At 50.3% G+C, this 14,986-nt stretch carries 1 protein-coding gene; it reads right to left on the reverse strand.

Going from position 1 to position 14,986, the window contains the following annotated elements; translation table 11 throughout:
• Nucleotides 1–14,952, reverse strand: a complete 14,952-nt coding sequence (locus ACWJJ5_RS05730) for an amino acid adenylation domain-containing protein (protein ID WP_454022284.1) — start codon at nucleotides 14,950–14,952, stop codon at nucleotides 1–3.
• Between the last annotated feature and the right edge of the window lie 34 nt (nucleotides 14,953–14,986).

The raw sequence follows: 14,986 nt of genomic DNA on the forward strand, positions 1-14,986 counted from the left end.
TTAAACCTCCACTTCATAGGTATCCCAGATGTTTGCCGCAGCTTTTTCGTTCGTTTCTTCTTTGCTGTCCGGCGAAATCAGCCGCTTATTTAATGCAGGCGGTGTTAAAGGGTGGCGCTTGATTCGGCGCCCTTCGTCTTCCTGCCACGCTTCCACAATGACGTGGGCATTTGTTCCGCCGTCGGCAAAGCAGTTAATTCCTGCCGCCGGCATTGGTGACGGCCAGTCTGCCAGAGTGCGGCTGAACTGAATATTGGCCTTTTCTCTATCAAAATGTGTGTTTTCATGCTCACCTGATAAAAACGGGATAAAGCTCTTTTCTTTCAGCATGAGAACAACCTTTATGAAACTTGCAATTCCTTCCGCGCAAAGCGGGTGCCCGATGTTCGGTTTCACAGATCCGATTCCGAGCGGGCCGGCGTCTTTTGAACGGTAGACGGATTGAATGGCCTTCAGTTCTAACAGATCCGTCACGACCGTGCCTGAACCGTTCGCTTCAATATGAGTAATGTCTTCCGGCTGTTTTCCGCTTTTTTCAAGAGCCGTCTTCATGACGGATTTTTGCGCTTCCAGGCTCGGCGTAGCCGGGCCTGCCGTTCTTCCGTCATTATTGACGGATGCCGCCTTCACTACGGCATAAATAGAATCTCCGTCTTCAATGGCCTGAGACACGGTTTTTAAAAGAACCATTCCGACTCCCTCGCCCAGCACGACTCCATCGGCGCGTTCGTCAAATACATGGAACGACTGCGCTTTACTTAATATGCCGCGCTGTTCAAATAATTTATGGGTTTCTTCTGATTCAAACAGGCTCACACCGCCGACGACGGCCGCTTTTATTTCTCCTGTTACAAGAGCCTGCACGGCCATATTCATTCCGACTAAAGCAGAAGAACAAGCCGTATCGAGGACAACACTCGGGCCGCGCATATCAAAATATTGAGACAGATTTGCGGCCAAATAATTCTGGCCCAGCGCGACGATCGGGTTTTTCGCATCCAGCAGTTTCTCTTCACCCGGTCTGTGACGGCTGCGTCCGCCGAGGTACACACCTATTGCTTCTCCCTTTATCTCATCCGGCGTATAGCCAGCGTGATACCACAGGTTAAGACATTCTTCCAGAGCGGCCAAAGCTTGAGGGTCCATTGCCTTTACATCTTCTTCAGCCAGTAAAAAGAAGTCCGGATCAAATTGATCAATTCCATCAAGCATTCCCGCGTAATAAGGCGTCTTCAACCCCCATCGCTCAGCCGGAACAGGACCGATAGCCGAACGGCCTTCAGCCAAAAGCGACCAGTACGCCTCTAAGGAAGCCGCCCCCGGAAACCGGCAGGACATGCCGACGACCGCGATATCTTCCCGGTGAATCTGTTTTTCGGCCGGCTCTTCTTGCACCTTAACGGCTTGTGTTACAATTACCGGCTCAGCCGGCTTCTTCATAACAGGCTCCGCCGCCAAATCAAACCGTTCTGACAAAACTTCTGTATATCCTTCAAGAAGCCAATTTGCGAAAGATTGAATCGTCGGATATTCATACAGAATGGACGGGTCAAGCGATGCCGAGAGATTCCGATTGATCCGCTGCAGAAGCTGAGCAAGGATAATGGAGTCCACTCCGTAATCTTGGAATAATACGTCTGTCTCAAGCTGATCCTGGTCAATCCGCAGCTCTTCAGAAAATAATTCTTTCAGCCATTCTTCTGTTTTCCTTGTTAATTGAGCGTTGTCTGCGGCAGTATCAGCGGTTTTTTCCGCCGGTTTTACCATAGCCGGGCTCATTGGCTGATCCTGCCTGCTTCGCCGCAGGAATCGCTCCGGCTTCCACAGCTTAGGATTCAGAACGGCCGGCAGCACCGGGCCTCTTGCTGATGCAAGAAGTATGCCGTCAAGGAGCTGTAATCCTTCTGCATTCGTGATGCTGTATAGCCCGCTCTCTTTATAAGCTTTGTTCGTGACTTCGCCCATTCCGGTTTCTTTCCAGTTCGGCCACTGAATGCTTACGATCGGCAGCTGCTCTTTGTATGAGTCTGCAAAATAGTCCATATACGCATTGGCCATGGCATAGTCGGCTTGTCCTGCCGAAAGCGCCGGTATCGCAGCTGACACGGAAGAGAACAAGACGAAAAACTTCAGCGGCTCTTCGCTGAGCACACTGTATAATGCCTGAAGCCCGTCTACTTTCGGCTCGAGCACGCGCTGTATGTCTTCATCGGTTTTTCTGATGAATGCGAGCGTCTCTTTATCGGTCACACCCGCACAGTGAATCACGCCGCCGATAGATCCGAGCGTCTGTTTGATCTGACTCAGTTCCTGTCTCAGCCCGGCTTTATCAGCTAACGGGACTGACAATACCTTCACTTGTACACCTTTGGATTCCAAGTCGAGAACAGCTTCAATTTTCGCTTTTACAGAAGCCGTCACCCCATTCAGTCCGCCCGTCCACTCACTTCGCGGCGGAAGGGTCTCACGGCCTGTAAGCACCAGTTTTTTCACTCCGTAATGTTCGGCAAAATGACGTGCGCATAAAAGACCGATCCCCCTCGTCCCCCCGGTGATCAGAAGCACATGGTTGTCCGGAAAATCAATTCTCTCGCCTTGCATATTCATATTTTCTGATCCGCTCAATACAGCGCGGTAGCGCAAGCCGTCCCTCCGGCAAACTTCCGCGTCATCAGTACGGGCATGAAACTCATCGGCAATCTGCTTCGCCAGTTTGTCATCAGAAAGCGCTCCTTCAAGGTCGAGATGCCTTGAAGACAGATGACCGTACTCACATGCCAGCATTCTGTACAGACCGGCCCGTTTTGCTCCTGTTGTTTGATTGGCCTCTTTATTTAATGACTCAAGGTCTTTCGTGACACAAAGCAGTGTCATCCCTTCTTTATGCCCATGCTCAATCAATTGCTGAAGCCATTTGATACCGGGCATATCTCCAGAAGCTTCTTCTTTCGCTGCGCCGAGGAGGTCGATGACTCCGCCAAACGCCTGCCAATCATATTCACCGGTAAGGTCTGATGTTGTGATAATACGGTGATTCGGCATATGCGCTGCGATCTCTTCTGCGAGATTGATCGTGTCCCCGCCTGTCAAAATCGCAACGGAACGTGGGCACGGTTCACGCAGTTCGAGCGGGCTCGGTTCCCATTGTTTTGTCAGAATACGTTTCATCCGTTCCTCTGTATGGACCTTATTTTTGTCAGGATTCTCAGGCACCCAATACGTGTCTTTTGCGAACGGATAAGACGGAAGACTGAGTAAACGCGGCGTACCCTTTTCATACAGCCGGTTCCAATTCAACACGCCGCCTTTCACCCATACCTCTGCCAGCTTGGCGAATTTTCCTTTTTTAATCCAGGCGTCAATGACGATGTCCATATCTTCATCTGCCGTGAACAAGGCAAACGTATCTTTATTGCGGTGAGACTGGCCGGTATACAACCCCGCGATGTTTTTCTCATTTTTCGCAAATGCTTCCAGCTTTGTTTCCAATTCCGCCATCGTCGCTGCAAGAATGGCCAGGCGCTCTTCCATTTCGTCCCTTCCGGTTTGCAGCGTATAAGCGACGCCCGCCAAGTCTTGATCTGTATACGGCGTTTGACGGATCGCTTTTTGCAGCTGCTGCGCCTGTTCAAACAGTTTTTCTTTTGATTTGGCGGACAAAAGGATGATTGCCGGATTTTCCGGACTGTGCTCAGGCTGCGCGGCTGCTTTCGGAACATACTCTTCAATGACGATATGGGCGTTGACCCCGCCGATGCCAAATGAGCTGACCCCGGCCCGGTGCGGAATCGCATTTCCGTTTCTATCTTTCGCTGCCGTCCATTCCTGATTTTCCCGCACGATGTAGAAAGGACTGTCATCGAGCTGAATGTACGGATTGATCGTCTCGCAATGCAGGCTTTTCACCAGCGTTTTGTGCTTCATTTGCAAAAGCACTTTCATGACGCCTGATACTCCCGCGGCAAGCTCTAAATGGCCGATATTGCTCTTGACCGAACCGATGCCGCAGCGGTGATCGGAGACTTCGGGCTCTTGATTTGTTTTCGCCAGCTCGTGAAACGCCGCTTTCAAACCGTTTATTTCAATCGGGTCGCCCAATTCCGTTCCTGTACCGTGCGCTTCAATATACGTGACGGTGCTCGGGTCCACTCCCGCTTTCCGATATGCTTTCACCAATAAATCAGCCTGCAGTTTCGGATTCGGCGAGGTTAACGTATTCGCCCGGCCGCCGTGGTTTTCAGCCGTACCGCGGATCACGCCGTAAATCGGATTGCCGTCACGTTCTGCATCTGTCAGTTTCTTCAGCATCAGAATTCCCGCGCCTTCTCCTCTGACATACCCGTTGGCATCTTTGGAAAAGGTTTTGCATTTTCCGTCTTTGCTGAGCATGCCTGCTTTGCTGTAGCTGATATGCGCTTCTTCCGTCAGAATCGTGTTGATTCCCCCGGCAATCGCCATGTCGCATTCTCCGTTTTCTATAGCGGATACCGCCCGGTGAATCGCAACAAGCGAGCTTGAACATGCCGTTTCAATCGGCTCGCTCGGCCCGTGAAGATTTAACAAATAGCTTAAACGGTTCGGACCGATGGAAGGAATCATGCTGCCTGTCGCCGCATGTCCTTCCGGCGCAAGTCCTGCCCTTGTGAACAAATCTTTATAACCGGTATTTCCGGTGCCGATAAAGACACCCGTATTTGTGCCGGAAAGGCTTTCCGGCTTACAGCCCGCATCTTCTATCGCCCGCCATGCATAAGTCAATAACAGCCGCTGCTGCGGATCTAAATATTGGGCTTCCCGCGGTGAAATCCCAAAGAACAGCGGATCAAATTCAGCTATTCCGTCGATAAAGCCGCCCCACTTGATATTCGTTTTGTTCCTTTCAAGGTTCGGGTCGCCATCAAACGCTTGCCAATCCCAGCGTTCTTTCGGAATGGTTGTGATAGAATCTTTTCCTTCTTTCAGATTGCGCCAAAATTCCTCTATATCCTTCGCGCCCGGGAATCGGCCGCTGATTCCGACAATGGCAACCGGGTCCAAGCGGCGCGGCTCTTGTGTCGCTGCCCTAGCGTTCATTACCGTTGCAAAGCGCTTTTTCCGATGCGTTTTCGGTTTTTGGGCTTTTGGCTGCTCATTTTTCGGAGACTCCTTCTTCTTTTCGCCGAAACGGCCCGGATGCTCTTTTGCCAAATATCCGGCGAGATTGCTGATCGTCCCGTGCTCGAAGAAGATCGTCGGCGCCAGCTCCAGCTGATACGCTTCATTTAATTGATTCGTAAAGACGGTAAAGGATACGGAATCAAAACCATATTCACTCAGTTCCGTATCTGTATCAATGTCCTCACGGTCAACTTTTAAAATGCCGATTACCATGGCTGTCAAAGCGGTGTGAAGCGCTTGAAGAGATTCTTCTGCATCGTGTTTTTCTTCCGGCTGAAAAGGAAGACCTGCTTCTGTTTCATCCGTCAAATACTCTGCTAAACTGCGGATCGTCCCGTGCTCGAAGAAGATCGTCGGCGCCAGCTCCAGCTGATACGCTTCATTTAATTGATTCGTAAAGACCGTAAAGGATACGGAATCAAAACCGTATTCACTCAGTTCCGTATCAATATCAATCTCGTCTTGGCCGACTTTTAAAATTGAACTGACCAATCTGATAAGCGCACCGTGCCATTTGTCTCCCGAAACGGCGGATACAGGCTCTATTTTCTCCACCTGCGGCTTTTCAGTTTCAGAAACGGACAGGAACGACTGTTTTAATTTTGCTGCGTCTCCTTCAGCTGCTAAAAGCTGCGGCCTTTCCTGAGCCATTCCTTCATAAAATGCAGCCAGGCCTGACGCCTTTTGAAGCGGAACCATACCGAAAGCTTTTTTCATCATTCTTTCCGTCTCGTCTCCCGCCTGCATACCGCCATCTTTCCACAGCGTCCAGTTAAAGGCGATCGTTTTTCCGTGCCGCAGGCCATTCTCCGTAAGGGATTGCCTGTAAGCGGCGTATGCATCCATAAACGCGTTGCCGGCGGCATAATCAGCCTGCCCGACATTGCCGAGAACGCCGGAAACACTGGAGAACAATACGAAAAAGTCAAGATTGCAGTCTTTGCTGGCTTCATCTAAATAAGCGGTGCCGATCACTTTCGGATCAAGCACTTCCCTGAACTCTTCCTTCGTTTTTTGCAGCAGGAAACGGTCTTGTATCACTCCCGCTGCGTGAATAATTCCGTTAAGCTCCCCGAATTCCGCCGTAATCTCTTTTATCAGCGCTTCATTTTCCCGCCGGTCTGCCGCATTCAGCTTTTTGTAGACGACATTTGCGCCTGAGTCCTGAAGCATAGCAAGCTCACGCTGTTTGGCTTCTGTCAGATTTGAGCGGCCGGTCAGAATCATGTTCGGGTGTTTTACGCAATCGGTGATTTCTTTTGCAAACATCAAGCCCAGGCTTCCTGCGCCTCCGGTAATCAGATATACGCCTTCGTCCTTCCAGACGGCGCCGCCTCCTGCGGGATGCATTTCTTCCCAAGCCTTCACATACCGTTTTTTTCCTGTATAACGGATATGTTTATCATGCGGCCGATGACTGTCGTTTTTCAGTTTTTGAGCCACAGCCGGCATTTCGCCGATTGATTCCATTTCGATGAGCTGACAGTCAAGTTTTCCGTATTCCAACTCGGCTGTTTTTAACAAACCTGTTAACCCCGCAAACAATTGCTGGCTGCCGTCTGCTGAAATAACGGTCTGAACCAGAATGCGGCCCTGCCTTTTTTCGCTGATGATCCGCCGGATGTGTTCAGCGATTGTCTGCGCAAAGCTTTGGAAGCGTTCAGCGGCTGTTTCACCCTCACCTTCTGCAATCAGCAGTTCGGCGTCTTTCAGGCCGGATGCCGCTTCATCTTTTATACGGCAGGCATCTTCACAAAGTATGATCAAATGTTCATCAGCATGGACAGAAGATTCCTCGGATGCGGCGGTTTCTATCCAGACCGGAGCAAACAAGACCTTTTCCGAGCCTGATGGCCGCTGAGCCGATTCTGCATCGCCTTCAAGCACTCTCGTAGAGAATCCTCTCACCTTCACGCAAAGCGCTCCTGTTTCGTCGAACAGGTCAATGTCGGCTTTCTGCACGGAATCACCGGTTTGATATCCTTCGCTGAAGCGTGCATGCGCCCGCATAGTCGGTGTGCATGGTTTGACGACTTCAAGGTATTCCAGCGCAAACGGCAGAATCAGCTTTTGTCCGGAAAACTCCTGCATAATGCAGATCGTCGCCGTCTGAATAGCCGAATCAATGATGCTCGGATGAATCGTAAATTGTCCGTTCGTATGAGAAACAGAATCCGGAAGCTGTATGTCCGAAAGCACTTCTTTCTCGCCGATAAAGGCGGACTTAATGCCTTGGAAGGCTTTTCCGTGGAACATCCCCCTGCTCCGGCCTTCCCGATAAAAGGCCGCCGGATCAAGAATGTCCGCTGTGCATCTGTTTTGTATGGCAGAAAGGTCGGCCTCAGGCTCTCGTTCAGCCTTTATGATTTCAGCCCGTCCTTGGCTGTGCAGCACTTCTTCATCGTCAGCGTTTACACTGTAAATGTCATATGAGATGATGCCGTCCTCTTCAGGAAACAGCGCAATATGGACTTGGCGCTCTTGTTCGTGAACGACGATCGGTTTCATCCAGACGGTATGATGGAGCGTTATTCTGTCTTGGTCTTTTAATAAGCCGCCAAGCGCCTGTTTTACCGCTTCATAAGACATTTCCAAATATGCCGCTCCCGGCAGCACCGCTTTTTCCCTGACCACATGATCCTTCAGGAAAAATTCTGAGCCTGTAAACCGTGAGCTGAACCGCTGAACAGCCAAATCTGACGTATTTTGCTGCACGAGCGGGTGTAAAACTGAGACTCCGGTGTGTGCGGCAGATGTTTTCTTTTCTGCTTTTTTCGGCCAGTACGGCTCCTTTGCAAATGGGTAGACCGGCACGCTGATCCGTTTCGGATGCTTGTCTTTGTAAAGCTTGTGCCAATTGATGGCGACACCTTTACTCCACATTTCACAGAGCTTCGTTCCTTTTCCTTTCGCAAGCCATTTCTCAATGAGTTCAGCACTGTCATCATCATCAGAAAGCCAGGCAATATCTTTCGCCTGCTGTTTTTCTCCTCTGAAGCAGCCTGTTACAGCCGGCTTATCATTGATAAAATCGGCAAGCTGCCGCTTGAGCTCCGCAGTGCCGCTTGTGATAAAGGCCGCGCGCTCTTCCATCGCTTCCCTTCCGACTTGGAACGTGTAGGCAAGATCAGCGAGGCCGGCGTCCGTTTTTCTTTCCAGAAAAGCCAGCAGCTGTTTTGCGTACTCCTTCAGACGATCTTTTTTTCTGGCAGACAACGGAATGATGAACGGACCGGCAGCGTCTGCTGCTTCGGATGCATCCGGATATTGTTCAAAAATCGCGTGAGTGTTTGTTCCGCCAAGACCGAAAGAGCTTAAAGCCATGCGGTGCGCTCTGTTCTCACGGGTTAACTCTTTCTTTTCTCCCGCTACGTAAAACGGAGAGTCTTCTAAATGAAGATTCGGGTTCGGCTCTTTGTAATTGATGCTCGGCGCGATTTCCTGATGATATAAGCTCATGACAACCTTGATACAGCCCGCCATTCCGGCCGCTGTATCCAAATGCCCGAGATTTGTTTTGACTGAACCGATGCCGCAGTATTGTTTTTTATCTGTATATCGGCCGTACACCGATTGAAGTGCGGACAGTTCGATCGGGTCGCCGAGTTTTGTTCCTGTGCCGTGAGCTTCGACGTACGCGATCGTTTCAGGATGGATGCCCGTCTGATCAATGACCTTCTGAATGACCTCAGCCTGTCCTTTGACGCTCGGCGCATAAAATCCGACCTTATCCGCTCCGTCGTTATTGACGCCGATTCCGCGCAGCAGCGCATAAATATGGTCGCCGTCCTTAACGGCATCCGACGCTTTTTTCAAGAGCACGGCGCCGGCTCCTTCACCGCCGATCATTCCGTCAGCAGCCGCGTCAAACGCTTTAATATGCCCGTCGCTTGAAAAATTCAGCCCCGGCTGATGAACATAGCCGGCACTTGATTCCGTATGAAGGGTCGCACCGCCGACAAGGGCGTACTTGGCTTCGCCGGACTGCAGGCTTTGAAAAGCCGAATGCAGGCCAATTAACGAAGATGAGCAGTTGGCATGGACAAAATAGCTCGGCCCTTTCAACCCGAGTTTATGAGAAATCATCGTCGGAATCGTACCGCTTTGGGCAAGCACCCATGACACGTAGCCATCCGGCGTTTCCAGCTGTGCTGTCGTCTCCTCCGGCAGCAGGCTGCGGTAAGAGTTCGTGCTGGCAGACATATACACGCTTGTTTCCGGAATTTCTTTTGAGATATATCCCGCATCCTCGATTGCCTTCCATGAATGGAGCAAAAGCATTCTCAGCTGAGGGTCCATATATTCCGCATCTTTCGGTGAAAAGCCGAAGAAACCGGGATCAAACATTTCTTTCCCCTCTAAAACTGATTTAGCCGGAACGAAGTCGGGATGATCAGCCAGTTCTTCAGAAACACCGGATCGGCGGAGCTCCTCTTTTGAAAAGAAGGTGATGCTTTCTTTGCCTTCTTTGATGTTATTCCAAAATTCATAATGATCTTTCGCTCCCGGAAACTCACAGGATATACCGATAACCGCGACACTGTCCTCATAATAATCGGGAATTTCTCCCGCTGGGTGTTCCCGGTCTTCTGTATTCACTTTCTTTTGCGGCACAGGAGCCAAAACGGCTTCTTTCGGTTTTTGTTCTGTGATGTACCGGCTGATGTCTTTTACCGTCGCGTATTCAAACAGCTCCGTTACACTGAATTCACAATCCAGTTCCTGCGTCATCCGGTCAGTGACAGTCACGGCAAGAAGCGAATCTCCCCCCGCATCAAAAAAGCGGTCATCAAGCTCTATATCTTTGCTTTTCAATACATCCTGCCAAATCGCCAGCACCGCCTGCTGGATATGAGATGATGAAAATGTTTGTGTGTCCGGCTGCTTTTCCGTCAGATCACGGGCAGCAAGAAGCTTGCGGTCAACTTTTCCGTTCGGTGTGAGCGGCAGCTCTTCAAGACGGATAAACGAAGCTGGCGTCATATAGGCCGGCAGCGCTTGTTTCAAATGATTGCGCAATTCCTTCGCGGATGGAAGCGGCTCTCCGTTTTTCAGGATATAAAATGCGCAAAGCTTTTCATTTCCGGAGTGATTGTTCACAACCACTACGCTTTCCTGTACGGCCGGATAGGCATTCAGCCGGCTCTCAATATCTCCGGGTTCAATCCGGTAGCCGCGGATTTTGACTTGGGTGTCCATCCGTCCCATGTATTCAATGCGGCCGCCGGGAAGAAAACGCGCCATATCGCCTGTTTTATAAAGCTTTGATCCCAGTTCGAGCCGGTGGCTGACGAAAACTTTATCTGTCAGCTCAGGCTTGTTGAAATACCCTCTTGCCAATCCGTCTCCCGCAATACAAAGTTCTCCCGGCACCCCTTCTAAAACAGGGTTGAGACCGGAATCCATAATATACACACGGGTATTGGCGATCGGGCGCCCGATCGTAAGCGCGCTCTCATTTTCCGTTATACGCTGCACCGCGGACCAGATTGTCGTCTCTGTCGGCCCGAACATATTCCAAGCCTCACTTTTCGTATCGAGAAACTGCTGCTTCAATTGTTCGCTAAGCGCCTCTCCGCCGCAAAGGATTTTCACTTTTTCTTCATTTGACCATCCGGAATAAAAGAGCATTTTCCACGTAAACGGCGTCGCCTGCATGATCGTCGGTTTGTACTCTTGAATCAGCTCTTTCAGCTTCCGTGCGTCTTTTGTGACTTCTGTCTTACAGATGTTGCACTCCGCTCCTTTGATTAAAGGGAGGTAAAGCTCCAGTGCCGCGATATCAAAGCAATATGTCGTGACGGCAAGCAGTTTGTCTTCGGACGTAAGCCCCGGTTCATTCGCCATCGAGATTAAGAAATTGGTCAGCGCCCGGTGCGGAATCATCACGCCCTTCGGTTTGCCCGTGCTGCCCGACGTGTAAATGACGTACGCCAGATCGTCAGGTGTCACTAACCGCTTCAGCGACGTTCTTTCCGCGGCTGTACTTTCAATACGAGACCAATCGCGGTCAATGGCAGTTGTCTGCACGCCTCCCCAGTTCAAGGAGTACTCTAAATCAGCTGTCGTCAGACACATTGAAATTCTGCTGTCGGCGATCATATATTCCAATCTGTCAGCGGGATAAGAAGGATCAAGCGGCACATACGCTCCCCCGGCTTTTAAAATGCCGAGAAGGCCGACAGCCATATGCAATGAACGGTCTGTATAAATGCCGATGAGATCATCAGGGCCTGCACCGTGCGCCTGCAAATAGAGCGCCAGCTTCGTGCTTTTTTCATCAAGCTCACGGTACGTCAGCTTTTGCTGTTCATACACGACCGCACAAGCGTCCGGCGTTTCTGCCGCCTGACGTTCAAATAATTCATGGAAGCAGGCATCCGGATATTCACGGCTTGTCTCATTCCAAGTCTTAAGAATCATGTGCTCCTCTCTTTTTGTCATGAGAGAAACGTTCTCAAGCGGCATATCCGGATTCGCCGTCAAAGCTTCAGCGGCCTGTACAAATTGGCTGAAAAGTCTGGCCGCCCCTGCTTCGTCGAATAATTCGGTGCTGTATTTAATCGTAAGATCCATGCCTGATGCTTCTTCCCACATTTCAAATACAAGATCATATTCCCCCTCCTGATGAATGTCTTTTACAAACTCACAGGAGAATTCCTTGTATTCATCCAGCATCGATTGATAGCTTGAATGCTGCAGAAAGTTCTGATAGAAAAAGGCATTGCTGAAAACAGGCGAACCGTTCTGCAGGGGTTTCGCACGCACATCACGCACCATTTTCGGAAACGGATAAAAGGAGTGATCCAGTCCGTCCAGAACGGCATCCTGCACCTTTTGAACAAAGTCAGCAAATGTTTCTTTTCGTCCGGCTCTGCTCCGTATAGGAAGCATGTTGAGGAAATGGCCGACCACTCCGTCAAAGCGTTCTTCAGGTCTGACCATTGCAGGCATGCCTGTCACAATATCTTCCTTATCCGTATATTTGCTTAAAAGCACCATATAGCAGCTCAGCATAACGGTAGACAAATGAATCGAACGGGATGCGGCAAACGCCGTTAGATTATTCAGCAGCCGTTCGGAAAGACGGCGTGTCAGCGTATCTTCTGTAAACTCCGGAACGCTGCTGTCCGTGCGCATCGACGGAAGCTGAAGGTCAGGCAGATCGCCCCCGAGCTGTTTCATCCAGTAAGCGCGGGCAGCTTTGCTTTCTTCACCCGCTAAATACCGCTTTTCCCAAGCCGCGAAATCGGGATGAATGCCGGGAACGGCGGCCGCAAACTCTTCTTTTCCCTCCAGCAGCGCCTGATAATGATCCAGCAGACTGTGAATAAATGTAATGGATGAAATACCGTCAAACACGATGTGGTGAATCACCGTCAAAAGATAATGTTCCGCGGCGGATTTTGAAAGCAGCTGCACGCGCAGCAAAGGCCCGCCTTCTTTGACAAACGGCTCTTTCACTTTTTTCCGTATCAGAGCGGAGATTTGTGATTCATTGACGTCAGAAATATCTTCCTCCGAGAATACAAAAGGATCTGCCGATTCTCTGAAATAAAACCCGCCGTCTGTTTCATTCACGGCGCTTTTGAGCATCGGATGCTGCTTTAATACGAGCTGAAACGCCTGTTTCAGTTTCTCTTTGTCGATTCCGGTTGTGAATCGGAAACAGAGCGGGACATGGTATGCAGTCGTTTCAGGCGACATTTTCTGCAATGTCCACAGCCCTTTTTGGACTTCTGAAAGCGCCGGCGCCGTTTGCCGTTTCTCCCGTTCTGCCGGCGGTTCGGCTTTTTGGGAATGATGCTCCGCTGACATGTTTGCCGCTTTTTCAGCAGTATAAGCCGCTAAAGCGCCAATCGTCGGGTTTTTGTGCAGCTCTCTTGCCGTCAGCCGGATGTGATACGTTTTTTCAATTGATCTGGCGAGTTTCATCATCTTGATGGAGTTGACGCCAAGACTTTGAAACGGTGTATTTGGATCAACAAGCTCATCCGCGATGGAAAGTTCCTCTTTCAGAAAACGGATAAAATCCCGTTCAATTTCTTTCTCTGCAGAAGCCGTGTCTGAATTGCCGCCTTCTTGTCTGTTATTATGTAATGAATCAAATTGCCCTTGTTCGAATGAATGTTTCAGCTGAGTACGCTGGATTTTCCCGATCGCCGTCTTAGGAATGTCTTCTTTTGCGACCGGAAGCAGATAATCAGGGGTAACGCCGATTCTCTGTGTCACGTGCTGGTGAATGTGATGAAGAAGCTTCGTCATGCGGTTCTCATCCAATGGAACAGATGTCACAAAGAAAATCGCCAGCTCATCTGTCGTGCTTTGATTCGGCCGGACGGCGCATGCCGCTGTATATGACGTTTCAATTTCCGGCAATTCCTCAACCGCTGATTCAATGGCGTGGCTGTAATAATTCACACCGTTGATAATGATGGCATCTTTCGTGCGCCCCGTTATCGTCAGGCGGCCTTCACGCAGAAATCCGAGATCTCCCGTTTCAAACCAGCCGTCTTCTGTAAAGACACTCTCATTTAAGTCCGGGCGCTCATAATATCCGCTCGTTACAGTCAGACCGGACACTTGAAAGCGGCCGATTTCTCCTTCTTCCACCACTTGATTGCGGTCATCCGTAATTCTCATATTAAACCCCGGGATCGGCAGACCGATCTCGACGAAACGATCGTCGTCACTCGTGTTTTCCAGTGTAAACTCATCTGAGAAAATAACGCCCGAAGACGTTTCGGACATTCCCCATGCGGGACGGATGGCATTAGCCGGCAGACCGTGCGGCTCTAAAAGCTCCATAATTCTGCGTCCGACTTTCGCAACCGCGGCCTCCCCGCCGTTCAGCATGTAACGCATGGAAGATAAGTCCCATTTCCGTGTTTGAATCTCTTCTGCGAAATCGGCAAGCAGCCCAAAGGCAAAATTGGGGGCCCAGGTGACCGAAGCGCGGTAATGATCAATCAGGTCGAGCCATTTTAAAGGATCCATCAAAATGGATTCGCTCGGTATGTTGATTTCCTCACATCCGAGATAAACATCACGCAGATGAAGCATTCCGATGCCGCCGACATGGTCAAAAGGCATCCAGTTAAACGTGACATCCTCACTTGTATAGCCCTGCATCTGAATATTTCCTTTGACCATGCAGACGATGTTTTCATGGCTGAGCATCACGGCTTTCGGCGTGCCCGTGCTTCCCGAGGTCAAAAGCAGCATCGCCAAATCTTCCGGACGGGGATGATGACAGTCCGTATCCATTTCATGCGCACTGAGATCTTCTGCCGCCAAAGCGCAAAACCCGGAAAGCTCCTGCTCCTCCGCCCATTCAGTCATCTCCGGCAGCACTTCACGGCTTGTGATGACATACGGCTGATTCAAAAGCGTCCAGGCGTCTTTCAGTTTTTGCGTCCCGCTGTTCATTTCTGTATAAGCCGGAGCGGCCGCAAGCGGAACCGGGATCGCTCCTAAAAAAACACAGCCCCAAAAAGCAGGAATCAGCTGGGAATTGTCACTGAGCTGTAATATGACTTCATCCTGAGCCTTCACTCCTGATTGGCGGAGCCCTTTCACAATCGAAAGAGCGATCTTTTTCAGGCCGCTGTAAGTCTGATACACTTTGGTGCCGTCAGGCTGTATATATGTGATGCCCTTTTGATCTCCCGCTGCCGCGGCGGTTTTGTGCAGGACTTCAGGAATCGTCATCGGCTGATCCGCTGAAAGCCGCAATGGTTTTCCATAGCTGACAGATGGCTTGAGTAACCCGCTTGCCTTCATATCACTTTTCATAGAGCTGCCTCCATTTCATCTGTATGTAAGATGT

This window comes from Bacillus sp. JK74 (assembly GCF_053663395.1).

Excerpts from the sequence above, each read along its gene's own strand:
- ACWJJ5_RS05730 (WP_454022284.1), bottom strand. The coding sequence starts at position 14,952 with ATGAAAAGTGATATGAAGGCAAGCGGGTTACTCAAGCCATCTGTCAGC.